The 16,961-nt window shown below is 43.8% G+C and carries 17 protein-coding genes; 7 read left to right on the forward strand and 10 right to left on the reverse strand.

From position 1 onward, the window contains the following. Positions 1-10 precede the first annotated feature (10 nt). The 3 genes from tsaD to ACI2IW_RS06615 form a co-directional block, all read right to left on the reverse strand. Entirely contained in the window at positions 11-1,069 is a 1,059-nt protein-coding gene (gene tsaD, locus ACI2IW_RS06605; RefSeq protein WP_404693105.1) for a tRNA (adenosine(37)-N6)-threonylcarbamoyltransferase complex transferase subunit TsaD, read from the reverse strand. 343 nt (positions 1,070-1,412) lie between these two features. Then, the gene (locus ACI2IW_RS06610) at positions 1,413-1,949 is read right to left on the reverse strand and encodes a c-type cytochrome (RefSeq protein WP_404693106.1); all 537 of its coding nucleotides are present in this window, start codon (positions 1,947-1,949) and stop codon (positions 1,413-1,415) included. Positions 1,950-2,081: 132 nt separating this feature from the next. Next, entirely contained in the window at positions 2,082-2,453 is a 372-nt protein-coding gene (locus ACI2IW_RS06615; RefSeq protein ID WP_404693107.1) for a hypothetical protein, read from the reverse strand. A gap of 699 nt (positions 2,454-3,152) precedes the next feature. Between ACI2IW_RS06615 and rpsU the strand changes: the two genes are divergently transcribed. Beyond that, positions 3,153-3,368: a 30S ribosomal protein S21 gene (gene rpsU, locus ACI2IW_RS06620; protein WP_010195908.1), complete on the forward strand. Its 216-nt coding sequence runs from the start codon at positions 3,153-3,155 to the stop codon at positions 3,366-3,368. A 202-nt stretch (positions 3,369-3,570) separates the two neighbouring features. Then, complete coding sequence (locus tag ACI2IW_RS06625; protein ID WP_404693108.1) at positions 3,571-4,020, forward strand: GatB/YqeY domain-containing protein; 450 nt, start codon at positions 3,571-3,573, stop codon at positions 4,018-4,020. A gap of 42 nt (positions 4,021-4,062) precedes the next feature. On the opposite strand, the gene ACI2IW_RS06630 is transcribed toward ACI2IW_RS06625, so the two are convergent. Beyond that, entirely contained in the window at positions 4,063-5,634 is a 1,572-nt protein-coding gene (locus ACI2IW_RS06630) for a M48 family metalloprotease (protein ID WP_404693109.1), read from the reverse strand. A gap of 538 nt (positions 5,635-6,172) precedes the next feature. Here ACI2IW_RS06630 and ACI2IW_RS06635 point away from each other — a divergent pair. The 4 genes from ACI2IW_RS06635 to thiS all read left to right on the forward strand — a co-directional run bounded on the left by ACI2IW_RS06635 (position 6,173) and on the right by thiS (position 8,465). Further along, positions 6,173-6,628 (forward strand): sulfurtransferase TusA family protein, encoded by a 456-nt coding sequence (locus ACI2IW_RS06635; RefSeq protein WP_404693110.1) that lies wholly within the window; start codon positions 6,173-6,175, stop codon positions 6,626-6,628. A gap of 240 nt (positions 6,629-6,868) precedes the next feature. Next, the gene (rpoH, locus tag ACI2IW_RS06640) at positions 6,869-7,732 is read left to right on the forward strand and encodes an RNA polymerase sigma factor RpoH (RefSeq protein ID WP_197099889.1); all 864 of its coding nucleotides are present in this window, start codon (positions 6,869-6,871) and stop codon (positions 7,730-7,732) included. 24 nt (positions 7,733-7,756) lie between these two features. After that, positions 7,757-8,131 carry a DUF423 domain-containing protein gene (locus ACI2IW_RS06645; protein ID WP_404693111.1) on the forward strand — a complete coding sequence of 125 codons (375 nt, stop codon included), beginning with the start codon at positions 7,757-7,759 and terminating at the stop codon, positions 8,129-8,131. Positions 8,132-8,264: 133 nt separating this feature from the next. Next, positions 8,265-8,465, forward strand: a complete 201-nt coding sequence (thiS, locus tag ACI2IW_RS06650) for a sulfur carrier protein ThiS (protein ID WP_404693112.1) — start codon at positions 8,265-8,267, stop codon at positions 8,463-8,465. A gap of 206 nt (positions 8,466-8,671) precedes the next feature. On the opposite strand, the gene hpf is transcribed toward thiS, so the two are convergent. Together hpf and rpoN are read right to left on the reverse strand one after the other, a co-directional pair. Then, on the reverse strand, positions 8,672-9,052 hold the full coding sequence (gene hpf, locus ACI2IW_RS06655) for a ribosome hibernation-promoting factor, HPF/YfiA family (RefSeq protein ID WP_057758130.1): 381 nt from the start codon (positions 9,050-9,052) through the stop codon (positions 8,672-8,674). A gap of 359 nt (positions 9,053-9,411) precedes the next feature. Beyond that, a complete protein-coding gene (rpoN, locus tag ACI2IW_RS06660) occupies positions 9,412-11,070 on the reverse strand; it encodes an RNA polymerase factor sigma-54 (protein WP_404693113.1) in 1,659 nt (552 codons plus the stop codon). Between the two features lie 287 nt (positions 11,071-11,357). Here rpoN and ACI2IW_RS06665 point away from each other — a divergent pair, with 287 nt between their 5' ends. Then, positions 11,358-12,227, forward strand: coding sequence for a nitrilase-related carbon-nitrogen hydrolase (locus ACI2IW_RS06665; RefSeq protein ID WP_404693114.1), 870 nt, complete (start codon positions 11,358-11,360; stop codon positions 12,225-12,227). 33 nt (positions 12,228-12,260) lie between these two features. Here ACI2IW_RS06665 and ACI2IW_RS06670 read toward each other — a convergent pair whose 3' ends face one another. The 4 genes from ACI2IW_RS06670 to ACI2IW_RS06685 all read right to left on the reverse strand — a co-directional run bounded on the left by ACI2IW_RS06670 (position 12,261) and on the right by ACI2IW_RS06685 (position 16,419). Further along, a complete protein-coding gene (locus ACI2IW_RS06670; protein ID WP_404693115.1) occupies positions 12,261-13,283 on the reverse strand; it encodes a tyrosine recombinase XerC in 1,023 nt (340 codons plus the stop codon). Between the two features lie 46 nt (positions 13,284-13,329). After that, the gene (gene dapF / locus ACI2IW_RS06675; RefSeq protein ID WP_057758121.1) at positions 13,330-14,217 is read right to left on the reverse strand and encodes a diaminopimelate epimerase; all 888 of its coding nucleotides are present in this window, start codon (positions 14,215-14,217) and stop codon (positions 13,330-13,332) included. Between the two features lie 329 nt (positions 14,218-14,546). Continuing rightward, positions 14,547-15,923: a diaminopimelate decarboxylase gene (gene lysA / locus ACI2IW_RS06680; RefSeq protein ID WP_404693116.1), complete on the reverse strand. Its 1,377-nt coding sequence runs from the start codon at positions 15,921-15,923 to the stop codon at positions 14,547-14,549. A gap of 181 nt (positions 15,924-16,104) precedes the next feature. Beyond that, positions 16,105-16,419 (reverse strand): lipoprotein, encoded by a 315-nt coding sequence (locus tag ACI2IW_RS06685; protein WP_057758119.1) that lies wholly within the window; start codon positions 16,417-16,419, stop codon positions 16,105-16,107. Positions 16,420-16,961 lie beyond the last annotated feature (542 nt).

Genomic DNA, 16,961 nt, shown 5'->3' on the forward strand with positions numbered 1-16,961 from the left:
AAATGCTCATTTATACGGCTGGCAATTCTGTCATCGGCCAACGCGGAATACAACTAACAGCCAAATCATCAGACTGTCCAGCTTGCAAGCGCTCAAAACCTGCGTAAGCAATCATCGCGCCATTGTCCGTACATAGCGCAGGCGGTGCATAATGAACCGTCGCATTGATCTTAGCCAGTTCAGCCTCTAACATCTTACGCAGATGGGTATTGGCACTGACCCCGCCCGCAATTACTAAGCGGCTCATATCTGCTTGCTTAAGTGCTTTGACACATTTTTTCACTAGCGTGTCGACCACTGCATGCTGGAAACTCGCGGCAATATCAGCACGAATCTGTGGATCACTATCAGCGCCATTACCCGACCCTCCTGAATGTGGCGTATCTTTAATCAGATTATGTACGGCTGTTTTCATACCACTAAACGAAAAGTCTAAACCCCGATGTAGCATTGGTCTTGGGAGTGCGTAAGCGTCAGGATTACCAGTTTCTGCCAGTTTGGCAATATTAGGGCCGCCAGGATAAGGCAGGCCTAGCATCTTAGCCGCTTTATCAAAGCATTCACCCGCCGCATCATCTATCGACTCGCCTAATATCTCGTATTGTCCAACACCGTGAGCAGCAATCAGTAACGTATGCCCACCGGATACTAGTAGCGAGACAAAAGGAAACGCCGGAGGGTTCGCGCCCATAAGCGGCGCCAAAAGATGCCCTTCCATATGATGAATACCAATCGCTGGAATATCCAAACCATATGCCAAGCTACGTCCAAATAGTGCGCCTGTCATCAATGCACCAATAAGACCAGGCCCTTTGGTATAAGCAATCGCATCAATGTCGGTTTTTTTCATATCGCACTGTTCTAGCAGCTCGTTCAATAACGGCACGAGCTTACGAATATGATCGCGGCTAGCAAGCTCAGGCACAACGCCGCCATAAAGGGCGTGCAGCTCAATCTGAGAGTACAGTACCTGCCCGACCAAACCTTGGTTGTCGCTATTTATTTGCTCACTATCAAAAATCGCCAGCCCCGTCTCATCACAAGAGGTCTCTAAGCCCAATACTTTCATACTTTTGCCTTTATACTTTCGTTTTCGTGCTATTTTTATCGCACTTTTATCTTACATCATTTTGAGAAACTGGATAACTATAGTCAAAGAACTCTAAAATGAGTACAAGGCAGCCGACTGCAGATTGTACAAGTAGTACATCTAAGGAGGGTAACGCCGTAGCGGTTTAGTAGTTCACCGACTATAATACAATCAGCCACACACTATCTCGAATTCGCTTGATACAGCTGTATATTCTTAGACTAGCATGACAAAAAACGTGCATAAAAAAACCGTCATTGTCAGTCACAATGACGGCCAGTTTAGCAAATTTCAATAGCTGACATACTCTATATATACCGTATCAACTTACCGACGCTAGCATATAATCAACAGCTGCTTTAACTTGTGCTTCGGTCACACCATTCACCGCTTGTGCTGGCATTTTATTAAAGCCTTTAGCCGAGTGCATGTACAGCGTCTCTTTATCTTTGGTCAGACGAGCTGTCCAAGCCGCTGTATCACCATACTTTGGCGCATCGAGCAAACCTGCAGCATGACACACCTGACAGTTTGATTCATACATTTTAGCACCTGCATCTGCTGCCAACATTTCAGGTTCAGAATCAGTTTCAGGTGTTGCCACTGCCTCATCTACTATGTCAGCAGACTCTGTTGCTGCTTTTGACTCTGTATCTGTTTCTGACTCAACCACAGACTCAGACGTCGTGCCTTCGGTTTCGGCTACAGCTGTTTCTTCTATAGCGGTAGCAGGTTCATCGGCTACTGCAGACTCTTCCGTAGCTGTGTTATCACCGCTACAAGCACTCACAGCAAATGCCACGCTCATGCCGATCACAGACAATTTCAGCTTGTTCATATACGGTTGTATATCAATCATGGTTTTACCCTTACTTAGTCAGTCTGCAATCAATTAGAGATACGTTATATAAGCTTAAAGTACTTACATATACGACCAACGACTGTTTAATAGCCCATTGAGCTAATAGTCAATTCAGCACTAGATTCTAGTTTACTCGGCAGTGGCTTCAGCTGTATCTTCAGTAGCCGCCATATCAGCACTGTCAGTAGGAGCAGCGGCTGTATCCGCACTATCGGTAGCTGTTGCTTCTGCAGTATCAGCGTCAGCCGTTCCTGCTTCGGCAGTAGCTGTACCATCAGCTTCTGTACCCGCAGCATCAGCCGCTGGCATTGGTGCTGTCTCTGGGAATTCCATTTCTTCAGCTGGTGGCGCATTTTTGATGGCAAGTTCAGCAGCTTCGTCAACGCGATCGATTGCCATTACTTCTTCATGCTCTTCGCCGCCACTACAAGCGCTCACGCTCACACCTAAAGCTACGATAAGTGCGGTGCTTAATGCCGTGTTAAATACTGTTTTTTTCATTCCAACATCCTCAATAAAATACACACAAAACGGTTCATAGGCTTACTAGGGTCTATTGAACTTTCAAATGTGGTGCTGGCAGTCATTATTTTTTATACAATATATGGTGAAATTGTTGAAGCCTAGTCATTCTAGGTTAAACCATTTCGCCATATATTGACAAAAAAGAGTACTGCCCTCCACTCGAGCATAGCTCTTGCCTTGCGAACGGGCAAAGCAGTGCTTTGCTCGATCCGTTCTCAAGGCTGATGCTAAAATTACCCCAACCGTTGTTGAAAATCTAGGCTAAGGTCTCGACATTATCGTCGGTTTTCGCCTAGTTTGGTGTAACTTTAGCCATCAGCAGCCCTAATATTTGAATGTTCGATAGACCCTATAATATGGGAATTATCATAGCATAAACTCCAATCAAACCGTTATAGACGGTAGGGATTTTTTATTGATAAAGCGTTGTATATATGTCGAATTCATAGTTTGAGAGCCAAATTCAAATAGCTATCTAATTGAACACCTTATCAGCAATAAATGCTTAAAATCATTGACTTTGTTGATATTTTTTATTAAAATATCTGCCCTTACGCTAATGCGTGAGAATTGTCCTAGTTTGAGCTGATGCCTGTAATCTTGAGATATTACGGCTAAATACTAATACACAGCCAAACTAATGCCCTTATATCTCATCCTAATCGAGGAGTCTTCATGCCTGCAGTTAAGGTTAAAGAAAACGAACCAGTTGATATCGCTATCCGTCGTTTCAAACGTGCTTGTGAAAAAGCTGGTGTATTATCAGACGTACGTAAGCGTGAGTTTTATGAAAAACCAACGCAAGTACGTAAGCGTAAAAAAGCTGCTGCCGTAAAGCGTTATAAGAAGAAGTTACAACGCGAAACTATTCGTACCACTCGTATGTACTAATCAGTAATCTGATTAGCTAAGTACAAGCGCTACACTAACGCCACTGTTATCAATCGATATCAGTGGCGTTTTTTATGCTACAATTTTTGTTATTACTGCTGACATAATTTTTTATTAAAACCACTATCAGCAGGTTTTGTTCTAAAATTTAACAAACGACCTCTAACGAATAGCATTTAACAGATCGATAAGGATAATAGCAGTGAGCCAACTTAAACAGACGTTATCAGATAATATCAAAGTTTCAATGAAAGCTCGTGAGCTTGAGCGCGTCAAAGTACTGCGCAATGTACAGTCAGTAGTGAAACAAATCGAGATTGACCGTCAGACAGAACTTGATGATGCGCAAGTATTAGAAGTTTTGCAAAAACAGCTAAAGCAGCGTCAAGAGTCACTAACTATCTTTACAGAAAATGGCCGTAATGACTTGGCCACCAAGGAGCAGTTTGAGATTGATATTATCAACGAGTTTATGCCGCAGCAAATGAATCAAGACGAGATCATGGCATTGGTAAATGCTGAAATCGCTGAGCAAGGTGCTACGTCTATGCGCGATATGGGCAGCGTCATGGGTGTCTTAAAGAACAAAACAGCTGGCCGTGCTGATCCTGCTTTGATTTCTAAAATGGTCAAAGACGCGCTACAAGGCTAGCACTTGCTATTGATTGGCAGGCTAATCTGTACAAATAACCGCCTAGGGCTTAAAGTCTTTGGCGGTTTTTATTGCTTTGAGTTCTGCATTAATATTGGCCAATAACGGACGCGCACTATTGGCCTGATCTGTGGTTTGCAGATTTTCCGTCAACTGTTTGGCTTGTGTCAAAGAGGTCAGCGCACTCTCATAACGCCCATTCCATAGCTGATCATAACTGCGATAGCGCAATGCATTAATCGTCGCGATATTGGCTAACTGTGGTGAGGTGGTGGTCTTAGCAAGTTTTTCATTGGCAAGTTGTAAGCTTTGCCATGCATAACGATCGCTTGGCTGCTGTTCTGTTAGTGGCTTCAACAGCGCTTGGGCTTTTATCGGTTGATTACTATTAGTCAGCGCTTCGGCTAGATAGAGGCGTAAGTCACGGCGCTCAGGATATAGGCGCTGTTGGCTCTCTAAGACATCTACAGTTTGTTGCCACTTACCTTGTTCACTTAGTAGCTGACTGTGGGTAATCGACAATAGAGGCTCTAAATTTTGACGCTGCGTGCTTGATAACGCATTTATCTCGGCCAATACCTTATTAGCATCTGTAAAGCGCTGCTGCTCTCCATACCAATGCATTAGCGCAAGTTTGGCCCCAAGACTGTTTTTAGCGGCCGTTGTCAGTGTGACTTCGGATGCATGTTTACCAGTCACTTGCACACGCCAATACAACAAATCAAACAATGCTTGATGGCGCTGCTGCTGGCTCAATGAGAGCACTGGATACTGCTGAGCGCGACTTTGTGACTCGCTCAACCGCTCATTACTCAGAGGATGTGAGCGTACAAAGCTCGGTAAGAATTGATTCTCAACTTGATTTAACTGACTCTGTTGATTCATCGTAGTAAAGAACCGTGGCATCGCCCGAGGATCATAACTCGCTTGGGTCATAATCTGCATCCCAACTCGGTCAGCCTCGCGTTCATTACTACGGCTAAACGCCATGCTGCTATTCATAGAAGCCGTTTGACTGCCCATCATCACAGCCGCAGCGGCATCACCATCGACAGCTGAGGCAGCAATCGCAGCTAGCATACCGCCTAGCTGCATCAGCAATGCTTTTTTACGTTCGTCAGCGCCGCTTTCGTAGTGTCGTTGACTGATATGTGCGACTTCATGCGCGACGACGCTTGCCAGCTCATCCATGCTACTAGCTGACAGGATCGTCCCAGTATTGATACCGATTACGCCACCAGGCGCTGCAAAGGCATTAATACTAGGATTATCAATGATAACGACACCAAGTGGTGCTTGCTGACGAGCTTGGGCATTGAGACGCCACGTCATGTCTTTTATCGTTTCTTGTACCCAAGGATCATGTTCCATTCTGACGCGGCCATTGATATTCTGTAATGACCACTCGCCAAGCATTTTATTCTGATATTGCTCAGCAAAGCTCAAGCCTTGTCCACGCAGGTTTGGTAGATCTAGCGTTTGCGAATCTGTGTCTTGCCACGAGCTACCAGCAAATGGCAGCGTTTGACTCTCACGACTATGCGCACCACTAGCCATGGCTAGTAGCATTACTGACAACCCTACCTTGACGTTATTTAGCAAAGTTAAACTCATAAAATGACGTTTACCTTTTTGCTTAGACAATATAATTGGTAAGCCTGCAGAGCTTTTGGCTACTAAAGAGTTGTTGCTGTCGGGTCGCTTCGTTCTATTAGCGTGGTACAAGTGCATATCCTATAAGATAATTGACGACGTCTTTTCGACTATACGAGCTTGTTTAACCAAGGTCAATTCTACATTGAACTTAACTACCAATAACTTAGCCACCCGTCACGATTGCGCAACATGGCTGTGTAATTATTCATTGGGTTATTATTTATGCAGTAAATCTCAAACTTATAACTACTAATAGGCCAATTGCTAATCGTGCAACTCTTGGTTATGTGATTCTAGTGAACCGAACACAGCGTTGATTATATTCAACTGCAACTATACATTGTCTATTTGGTATAATAAGCAACAATGATAGTAGGTTTAGATGACTGTGATGACGACCTCATAACTTATGATTGATGGATTATGTTCGTACTCAATATCAGAGCCTCTCGCTGATAAAACAAATTAAAATATAGATATCTACAAGGTTTAAGTTATGCCCGCTGCCAGTGAATTAGTCATCGAACGTGTGTCGCACTCTATACAGTTATCAGCGAATTTGACTGATACACAGCAGAATGACATTGCGAGTTTACTAGAGTTGCTACCGACTGAAGGTCATAACTCAGATAATATAGCGACAGTGCAATCTGAACTAAATATAAAAGGTTTCGTTGATGGACGTGGTCTTGCATGTCCGATGCCATTGTTAAAAACTAAGGTCGCATTACGTGACGTAACAGTTGGTGAGTCGCTGTACATGGTTGCAACCGATCCTAACTCGCAGGCTGATATCACAGCGTTTTGTCGACAAAGTCAGCAATCACAGTCGGCAGATTGTTTAGAGCTAGTGGTCAATGAAGTTACTGACCATTCGTCAGTTGATGGCACATCATTACAGCGTTTCGCTACAATATATCACTTCATCATTACCAAAACTGATAGCAACTAAGCGCTGCTATCCTTTACAATTAAATCGTAAAGATTTTTATCTGACTATTTGCTTAACTATTTAACCAAGGTCAAGAATATGGCTAATACTTCTACTGATGCTGTAAATACAAATAAAAAAGATGGCTCAGCTCCTATAAAAAACGATGCACGCGATGCTGCATTAAAGGCCGCTGCTCAGCGACCGCCCTATGACGCGAGTACATTGGGCAATACCAGTACGCGCGACTTAGTACCAGCTATGCCAACTCACCTGTCAGCGCCAGGGGTCAACTTGGGTGCGTATATCAATACTGTCCATCAAATCCCGATTTTGACGCCGGTACAAGAGCAAGAGTTGGCGCATCGCTATTATGATGAAGGTGATGTTGAAGCCGCTCGACTACTGGTGATGTCGCATCTACGTTTTGTAATTCATATCGCACGTAGTTACTCGGGTTACGGATTGCCGCAAGCAGATTTAATCCAAGAAGGTAACTTAGGATTGATGAAAGCGGTCAAACGTTTTGACCCAAATAAAGGCGTACGTTTGGTATCGTTTGCTGTGCATTGGATTAAAGCTGAAATTCATGAGTTTGTGATTCGCAACTGGCGTATTGTGAAGGTTGCGACCACCAAGGCTCATCGTAAATTATTCTTTAACTTGCGTAGCCTTAAGAAGACCAATAATCAGCTGACACTAGAAGAAGCGGATGCTATTGCTAATGACTTGAATGTCACGCGCAAGCAAGTGTTAGAAATGGAATCACGTCTGACTTCTTATGACGCTTCGTTTGAGGCGCAATCAAGCGACGATGATGATGGTCGCTACGCCCCTCAGCTATTTTTGGAAGATGGCATCGATCCAGCTGAGCAGTTAGAGGAAGCGGATTGGGAAGAAAACAACTCATCAGCACTCATCGCTGCTATGGGTACTTTGGATGATCGTTCACGTGATATCGTCGAACAACGTTGGTTATCTGAGCAAAAATCCACCTTGCATGAGTTAGCCGCAGTTTACTCTATCTCAGCCGAACGCGTCCGTCAGATTGAGAAAAATGCCATGGACAAAATCCGTGATGCGATGACCATTGATAGTGTAATTTTGCCAGATGATATTCAGTAGCCTTAAGATGATACGAGTTGTTCAATGTTAAATTGGATCGGTATTGCAGCAATTAATATGGCTATCGCTGTGGCCTTAGGTGCATTTGGTGCGCATGGTCTAGAAGGTCATGTCAGCATGCAGCAGCTCGAGTGGTGGCATACGGCAACGCTATATTTGTTTGTACATGCGCTTGGACTACTATTTGTGGGTTTAATGATTCGTTTGAAATATATTACTCAGACGACCGCTTGGTTACTACAAATTGGCATTATCATTTTCGCTGGTAGCTTATATGCTATGACGCTTGGTGCATCGCGTTGGTTCGGTGCGATTACGCCTATTGGCGGCGTTCTTATGATTGCAGGTTGGCTATGGTTGGCCGTTTCCGCCTTTCGATTAAAAGAATCAGTTAACTGAGCTGTTTAATAGTTGTAGTTGTTGTAAGTTTTAGCTCTTTGCATCAGCTGCAACGAATCATTATTAATATAATGAAAGATTCGTAGTTAATAGCAGATAAACAGGAATTTCAAAATATCAGGGAGTATTTATTATGAGCACCATTACTGTCAATGGTAAAAGCTTGCAAACCACTCATCAGACTGTACAACTGGTTATCAATGAGCTTGGTCTTAGTCAGGGTCGTTACGCTGTAGAAGTAGACGGTGAGCTGATGCCAAAGAGCGAGCTTGCTCAACTACATATCGTAGAAGGTATGAATATCGAAGTAGTACAAGCCGTCGGCGGTGGTTAATAATGTTTAGACAGATAAGCTTGAGCTGATAGCTAGTTCATTTTCGTTCTAAGTTTACTAATGCTAAAAAAGACCTCAACGTATTACACGTTAAGGTCTTTTTTTACGTCAATTACAAACTAATGCAGTAGCTACTTATAAATTTTTATTCTCTTAGTCTACTTTCACTAGCTTGTAACGATAGTGTTCAAATTTTTAAACTCGAACTATGCTGCTGGTACTGCTTCTGCAGGGGTTAGATCCTGATAGCGACTATCGCGTCCTGCACCCTGAGTCTTTTTGCGCTCTTGACGGGTTTTATATTTACGTACTTGTCTATCTAGCTTGTCTGCCATCTCGTTAATGGCTTTATACATATCATCTTCATACGCTTGGACAAACATTTCTTGACCCGAGACACGCATAATTGCTTCAGCTTTATGGCTCTTTTTACCGCCGTCGCTAGCACCGCTATTGTCTAACGATAAAATCACTTGAATACTTTGTATCTGATCGAAGTGACGCTCTACTTTTTCAAGCTTCTCGCGTACTGCTGTGTCCATAGCTTCGGTAACGCTGATATGATGACCACTGATAGAAACATTCATATTGTTGTCCTTTTATTTGTAACTTACAATCAACAGATGAGGTAGCATTCTTGCTCTTATCATCTTGCCTTACCACTAACTACACCAATGCCTCTAGTAATGTGTCGACGTATCCTTTTATCGTCTCCTTTATTAGTTGTAAATAAATACTATAAATCGGCACTTGGTTTTCGTTGTTGGTATGACTCTAATTTGTCATGAAAATCGCCCAGTAGCAAGCCATTAAATTGTAATTAAGTGTAACAATACCTATTATTTCTATTTGGTTTCTATATAATCAAAAAATTTTATTTTTTATATCTGGTTTATACTGTACAGATAGGTAGCCATTAAGCTTATAGAAAGATGAGCTTAGACAATTAGTATTTCTGTTTGCGCTGAGTAGATGAGCCAATATTCATTGCTTCACGATATTTGGCAACAGTTCTTCTGGCTATATCAATACCATCTGCTAACAGCTCATCTTTGATACGACTGTCTGATAATGGTTTTTTGGGATCTTCGTCAGCGATGAGCTTTTTAATCATGGCACTGATAGCGGTCGATGAAATATCTCCATCAGCACTACTTACGTGAGAGGAGAAGAAGTGTTTCAAAGAAAACAACCCTTGCGGCGTCAAGATGGTTTTACTGGTGGTAAGGCGTGAGACCGTAGACTCATGCAAGTCAACTTCTTCAGCAATGGCCTTTAATATTAGGGGTTGCATAGCGGTTGCACCATGCTGCAGGAACTCTTGTTGATAGCGTACAATGCTGGTCGCTACTTTGAGTAGGTTTTGATTGCGCTCTTCGATACTACGAATAAACAGTCGAGCATCGGTGAGGTTTTCGCGTAGATATTGATTGTCAGGGCTGTCATCGCCACGCTTGACCAAGTTGGCATATTCTTGGTTTACGCGTAGTTTTGGTAAGGTGTCTGGATTGAGGCGTACATACCAGCCATCCTCTTCTACTTCAGAGTTACTTGTCGCCTTATTGTTTCTAACAGGTGTGACCAACACATCTGGAATATCGTAGCTTTCAGGCGGCTGGGCATAGTCAGGCTGGCTAGACTGAAACAGCAGCCCTGGCGAAGCGTTTAAGGTACGTAGTAGCGTAAGCGCAGGTGTGATGTATTCTGGTGCAAGCCCTGTGCGTTCAGTCAGTGCTTTAATGTTATTACTGACTAAATGCTCACTTGCTGATAGCAGCGCTTGAGCTTCTTGTAGGTATTCGGTGTGGGCATCTAACTTGGATAGCTGAATCGATAAGCATTCGCTTAAATGACGCGCCCCTACGCCAACTGGATCACAGGACTGGATGATACGTAATACCGTCAAGACTTCTTCTTTTTCAACGCGCTCATCCCATTGATAGAAACTTGCCATCGTATCAAAGCTCTGCAGCAGCTCATCTATATCAATTCGAATAAAGCCCATATCATCCATGGAGTCTATTAAATACTCTGCAATCAGCGTATCGGCCTCTGATAAACGCTTAAAGTTCAGCTGCCAGCGCACATGATCTTGAATGGTGGACGATGTACCGCCTTGATAACTATCGAAATCTTCATCACCCCTACTATTGCCAGAGCCCGTTGCGGTAGAGGCATAGTTACCCGTGTCAAAGCTACCTATATCAAAGCTATCGGCATCAGAACTGCTGTAGCTATCTACATCTATTGCACTATCATCGATATTAGGCTGTTGAAGCTTATCCAAACTATCACTGAAGCTATCACTACTATCGCCGCTGTACTCTATACTGGTATTCGGCACTGAGTCGAATGAGTCACTGCTACTTTGATTCCAGCTATCAAGCGTCAGCGGCTCGCTCCACTCCTCTATTTCATCATCACCACTGTCGTATTCGTCATCATTTTCGATACGTTCAAGTAATGGATTACTATCTAGTTTTGCCTGAACCTCTTGTGCGAGCTCAAGACTAGAGAGCTGCAGCAATTTTATAGCTTGCTGCATTTGCGGGGTTAGCTTTTGTGAGTTGCTCAGCGTGGTCGCCAATCCGAACGACATACTCATGGGCGGCTTATTGCACTCCGATCTTAGTGATATTGTGTTTATTCTGTCAGTAAAGGTAACGACATAAATCTTATCAGGACATGACGATAGCATTTTTTGCCACAATTTTGCTATGATAATTTATGTTTTGTCCGGATACGTTTGGTTTGCTATCGATAGCAGACTATCATCTTGGCAAAGATGAGCAATCCATAAATACGAGCAGTCTGTTTATTACCGCGAAAATATTATAATAAATAAATTACGGTGAATGACTAATACAGCTCACACCCAATAGGAATATTGTCATGAATTCAAGTAACCATCAACTTAACGTCGCTGCTATTCAAATGAGCAGTCAGCAGAATGTTGAGGATAATCTAGCAGATATCAAAGCCGCCATCACGGACGCACAAGGCCAAGGGGCTGAGCTTGTTGTATTGCCTGAGAACTGCTGTAGTATGGGGCAGCAATTTGCTACTGCTGAGCGTTTTGATGACTTATCAGCGACGATAGCAGACTACGCACGCACTGCTGATATACATGTACTAGCAGGCTCGTTACCCTGCCATTATCGCCCTGATGGAACTGTCGTTCCTGATGGTAGATTGCGCCAAGTGAGCCAGCTGTTTGCACCAGATGGTACCCGTGTCGCACGCTACGATAAGATTCATCTGTTTACCGCAACTGTGGCTGATAAGCATGGCAGCTATAACGAAGCAGCGACCTTTGAGCCGGGTACGCAGACTGTAATTGCGCCACTAGCAGTAGGCAATACAGTCTATCAGCTCGGCATGATGGTATGTTTTGATTTGCGCTTCCCAGCATTGGCGCAGCGTCTGCGACAAGCAGGTGCCGAACTATTGAGTGCACCTTCTGCCTTTACTTACTTGACTGGGCAAGCGCATTGGTCGTTGTTGTTACGTGCTCGTGCTCTAGATAGTCAATGTATGGTCATTGGCGCAGCGCAAGGTGGCGATCATCTCTACAAAGATGGTAATACCCGTCAGACATGGGGACATGCAGCTATTACAGCGTTTGATAGTAGTGTTATCGCAAGCTATGACGATAGTGGACTGGATAAACAATATGCCGTCATCATGGCGTCATTAGACAAACAAGCGCAAGAGCAAGGTCGCCAAAAACTACCTATTTTTGATTGCCATCGTTTGGCATAGATCATGGAATTCAGTGGATTTCGTGCCTAACTGCTAGGACAAGTCTTCATTTTGAGCATGAGTTGCTCGTGGATGGGCACGATCATAAACCTGCGTTAATTTTGCAAAATCAACGTGGGTATAAATTTGCGTGGTGCTAATATCACTATGCCCGAGCATCTCTTGTACGGCGCGCAAGTCACCACTGCCTGACAGCATATGTGATGCAAAACAATGACGCAGTAGATGTGGATACATGTTTTGGGCAATACCTGCGCGGGTGGCAGCAACTTTTAAACGCTGCTGCACTGCCCGTGTTGATAATCTGGTACCGAGCTTTTCACTGATGAAAAATGCGCTATCCATCTGCTCTACCCACAGGTTACGATGCGGTAGGTAGCGACTAATCGCTTCTGCTGCCTTTATCCCTAATGGTACTAGGCGTGTTTTACTCCCCTTACCCGTGACTCGTACCCGTAACTCAGATAAATCTACATCTGCCATATCGAGTGCGACCAATTCCCCAACACGCAAGCCGCTACTGTAAAGCAATTCAAACATGGCCTTGTCACGCAACCATAATCGCGCTTGCTCTGGTGTATCAGGAATCTCTTGATCGAGTAGCTGAGTCAGTAAATCGACATCAGCGATAGAAGGCAGCGGTCTAGGACTACGCTTAAGCTGATAGCCAGTGGTTGGGTTGATACGTGCTAGCTCTTCTTCAATCATCCAACCATAGAAATGCCGAATCGCAGACAGCTCTTGCTGGACACTGGCAAGCGCCAACTTATCTTCATCAAGACGTTGACTGATATGCTGGGCAAGTTGCCGTTTATCACAGCGTGTCCACGTTAGACGCTTACCACGTAAAAATAACGCCAGTTGATTTAAACCAGCAAAATAAGCGGTCAGAGTATGCGGCGAATGGTTGCGCACAGACAACATATTGAGCCAACGATGCACAGGTGCGAGTAGCTCTCGTAATGCAGCATCTGACTTTATAGTGGCGGCTAGCTCAATAGACAGCCAAGGTGCCGAGTTCGCTGCCTGACTGTCTTTATTGGTAGACATAACCATATTAGAACCATCCTTGGCATTTATACGATTGGCTTAACAACAGTTATCAGCCTTCAGCATTGGGTTTAAGTCCCGCTTGTGCCATCAGGCCATCTGGACTAAATACACCTTCGTAGACGAAAGCGGTCGGACCCGTCATCGTGACAGAATAACCTGGCTGCCACTTGATAATCATGCTACCACCATAGAGCTGCGCGCGAACTTCTTCACCTTCATCGAGCCAACCCTCACGTATACCAACGGCCACTGCTGCACACGCGCCCGTACCACAAGCTTGCGTCTCGCCTACACCGCGCTCGTACACACGCAAACGAATGTGGCGCTGATTCATCACTTGCATAAAGCCCACATTGACGCGGTCTGGAAATGCCGGATGCGACTCAATTGCCTTGCCTAAAGTCTCAACTTCGGCATCGAGTACATCGTCGACTTTTATCACAGCGTGCGGATTGCCCATATTGGCAACGTACAGCTGTACAGGCGTACCATTTACATCAAGATGATAGGTGTTTTGGATTTTGGTCGTCGCTCTTGGACTAAATGGAATCTCATCTGGCTCAAACTTGGGCTTGCCCATATCGACATCTACCCAACCGTAGCGATCAGTGGTCAGAGAAATAATACCGCTAGCCGTCTCAACGCGTAGACGCTGCTTAAATGACAGTTTACGTGCTTGCACAAAACGCGCGAAACAACGCGCGCCATTGCCACATTGTTCGACTTCGGTGCCATCAGTATTAAAGATACGATAACTGAAATCAACATCAGGGCGCATGGGTGGCTCGACTACGAGCAGCTGATCAAAACCAATGCCTAGGTGACGGTCGCCCAATAACTGCACCAAATCCTTGGTCAAATCTAAGCGCTGGGTCACTAAATCAATGACCATGAAATCATTACCCAACCCATGCATTTTAGTAAACTCTATTAGCATATCTTTGATGTCCTATCCTATTTTTATGTATGCCTTATATTAGCACGCTGTCAGATACAATCATAATAATACCAATCCCAAAAAATACGATTAGCGGTGTCAAACTTGTTTAGTCTACAGTGAGTAGTACTTGCCCTCGTTTTCCTTGCTACTCTAATTTTTGTGAATGGTGTTGCCTTCAACTAAAGGCATGCCTTCAATTAAGAATCAGCTTTAATTAAAAAACACTTTCCTCAAAATCCAGTCATAAAAAAACCCATTGTCATTATCACAATGGGTTCTCTTCAATCATCAAATACGGCGATAGTTTTGGCTCGTCTTTAATAACCTTACTGCGCCTGCCACAATGTTTCATTTTCATATAATGATTCAATCGTTTCGCGCTTGCGAATAAGCTGATGACTATCACCAGACACCATCACTTCGCTAGCACGCGGGCGTGAGTTATAGTTACTACTCATGGTAAAACCATAAGCACCTGCGCCCGTGATGGCCAATACATCATCTGTGGCCAATGATAGTAGGCGGTCTTTTGCCAAGAAATCACCCGTCTCGCAAATCGCGCCAACGATGTCCCATGGCTGTGTACCATCTGTATCGATACCGGCACTAGGTAGTACACTTGGAATCACCGCCATCTCAGCTTGATATAAAGCAGGACGAATCAAGTCATTCATAGCGGCATCAACGATAGCAAAGTTCTTATGCTCAGTCGGCTTGAGTACGTCAACTTTGGTCAAAAGTACGCCAGCATTGGCAACGATACTACGACCTGGCTCAAAGAACACAGTCAAACCAAGCCCGCTAAGTTTTGGCAATAAGGCTTGAGCAAACTCATCGATAGATACAGGCGTCTCATCAATATAGCGCACACCCAAACCGCCGCCCAAATCGATATGCTGCAACTCAATACCAGCGTCACGCAGGCTATGTATCAGCTCAATCACTTTATCTAACGCTGCAACAAATGGCTCTACTTCAGTCAACTGCGAGCCGATATGACAATCAATACCAACGATGTCGATATGTGATAAATCAGCCGCTTGCTGATAAACCGCTAATGCGTCTTCGTGAGTGATACCAAACTTGTTGTCTTTGAGACCTGTTGAGATATATGGATGGGTTTTGGCATCGACGTTAGGGTTGACGCGTAACGAGATTGGCGCAGGCTTATCGAGTGATTTTGCTACCTCATTAATTAGGGTTAGCTCGCTAATAGACTCAACATTGAAGCAGCCGATACCTTGAGTCAGCGCATACTCGATATCACTGTATGTTTTGCCAACGCCTGAGAATACCACACGTGATGCTGCACCACCTGCCGCTAACACACGCATAAGCTCACCGCGAGAGACAATATCAAACCCAGCGCCTGCCTGTGCCAAGACACCAAGCACGGCAAGGTTAGAGTTTGCTTTTACGGCATAGCATACTTGATGATTCAGACTGGCAAAGCTATCGGTATAAGCTTGATAAACGTCCAATATTGCTTGCTTTGAATACACGTAGCAAGGGGTACCATATTGTTTTGCCAACTCATCAATACTGACCTGCTCCATATACAATGTATCGTCGCGATAGCTTAGCGCTGGCAAGTGAGCACTCAACGCTTTCGGGTCAACATATAGCCCTTGCTCAGTTTGGATAGTAACGGATTCGCCAGTAGTAGAATCGGTTAAGTCAGCAGGTAGTTCAGAATGACTCATATAAACATCTCTAATATAATCAGATTATCAAGGGTGAAAATTAAATTTAGGTAGCAAAGCTATTTAGTCAATCAGGCAGTAAAGAATCGACAGTTAGTTAGACAGTCAATTAAAAAGCATCTGACCACTATCTATTGGCTCAGCTTAACAACTATTAGCCTAGTAATTAATAGCCTAGCAATTAATAGTCGTTGGGATCAGTACTAGGCTCAGGTAGCACCATTTGCTCTTCTAGGTAGCGGTTTTTTTGATAGTTATCATCATCGATACCTGCAAAGGCTGCGTCTTGTGGATGGCTAGTACTATCGAGTACAGACGCACTGCCCTCTATCGTTTGACTACTAGAGTCTGCCAAATATAGATCTCCTTTTTGCCCGCAGCCTGACAATCCTAGCATAACCACACTGCCAATAAATAAAGTGGCAACAGCCTGACGACTGGTACGAGCGAACGAGCTAGCATGCTTGGCTGCTGAGGGGCTGTGTATAGTAGACATATAATAGATAACCTGTGAGCTTACGACGGCATAATAGCGATAGTAAATCGTGATAAATAAAAAATAAGTGGACAGCCAAACCGACAGCGAAAGCACTGTCGTTATGACCATTTTAATCATAGCATTATTACATAAAGCTGTACGGATACTGAATATGATTGGTGAATAAATTTGCGTGATGTTGGATATTTTCTAAAACATTAGTCGAATTTTTATAGTAATATCGTCTGCGAGCTTAGATATGAATGTATGACATATGGGTGTCTCGACAATATTTCTTACAATTTCGTGAGCAATAGCGCTGTTATGCCACCCATATAAGTTATCCATTTATAGTTCTATAACTCATTGAATATAATTGATTTATTCTGTATTTAGCCATTTATTAATCACACATTTCAAACCTTGCCCCTGTCGTGGTGTAGAAACAAAAATGTGTTACATTATATTCCCAGTTTGCGGCAGCAATAGGATGCTAGCCTGAGATGCAGACGCATTACCTCATGAGCATGGATGCATAGCAATGTCAGAAATAGTAGCCC

It is taken from the genome of Psychrobacter sp. NPDC078501, assembly GCF_044900935.1.
GTDB lineage: Bacteria > Pseudomonadota > Gammaproteobacteria > Pseudomonadales > Moraxellaceae > Psychrobacter.

Excerpts from the sequence above, each read along its gene's own strand:
- tsaD (WP_404693105.1), bottom strand. The coding sequence starts at position 1,069 with ATGAAAGTATTGGGCTTAGAGACCTCTTGTGATGAGACGGGGCTGGCG.
- ACI2IW_RS06610 (WP_404693106.1), bottom strand. The coding sequence starts at position 1,949 with ATGATTGATATACAACCGTATATGAACAAGCTGAAATTGTCTGTGATC.
- ACI2IW_RS06615 (WP_404693107.1), bottom strand. The coding sequence starts at position 2,453 with ATGAAAAAAACAGTATTTAACACGGCATTAAGCACCGCACTTATCGTA.
- rpsU (WP_010195908.1), top strand. The coding sequence starts at position 3,153 with ATGCCTGCAGTTAAGGTTAAAGAAAACGAACCAGTTGATATCGCTATC.
- ACI2IW_RS06630 (WP_404693109.1), bottom strand. The coding sequence starts at position 5,634 with ATGAGTTTAACTTTGCTAAATAACGTCAAGGTAGGGTTGTCAGTAATG.
- ACI2IW_RS06635 (WP_404693110.1), top strand. The coding sequence starts at position 6,173 with ATGCCCGCTGCCAGTGAATTAGTCATCGAACGTGTGTCGCACTCTATA.
- rpoH (WP_197099889.1), top strand. The coding sequence starts at position 6,869 with ATGCCAACTCACCTGTCAGCGCCAGGGGTCAACTTGGGTGCGTATATC.
- ACI2IW_RS06645 (WP_404693111.1), top strand. The coding sequence starts at position 7,757 with ATGTTAAATTGGATCGGTATTGCAGCAATTAATATGGCTATCGCTGTG.
- thiS (WP_404693112.1), top strand. The coding sequence starts at position 8,265 with ATGAGCACCATTACTGTCAATGGTAAAAGCTTGCAAACCACTCATCAG.
- hpf (WP_057758130.1), bottom strand. The coding sequence starts at position 9,052 with ATGAATGTTTCTATCAGTGGTCATCATATCAGCGTTACCGAAGCTATG.
- rpoN (WP_404693113.1), bottom strand. The coding sequence starts at position 11,070 with ATGAGTATGTCGTTCGGATTGGCGACCACGCTGAGCAACTCACAAAAG.
- ACI2IW_RS06665 (WP_404693114.1), top strand. The coding sequence starts at position 11,358 with ATGAATTCAAGTAACCATCAACTTAACGTCGCTGCTATTCAAATGAGC.
- ACI2IW_RS06670 (WP_404693115.1), bottom strand. The coding sequence starts at position 13,283 with ATGGTTATGTCTACCAATAAAGACAGTCAGGCAGCGAACTCGGCACCT.
- dapF (WP_057758121.1), bottom strand. The coding sequence starts at position 14,217 with ATGCTAATAGAGTTTACTAAAATGCATGGGTTGGGTAATGATTTCATG.
- lysA (WP_404693116.1), bottom strand. The coding sequence starts at position 15,923 with ATGAGTCATTCTGAACTACCTGCTGACTTAACCGATTCTACTACTGGC.
- ACI2IW_RS06685 (WP_057758119.1), bottom strand. The coding sequence starts at position 16,419 with ATGTCTACTATACACAGCCCCTCAGCAGCCAAGCATGCTAGCTCGTTC.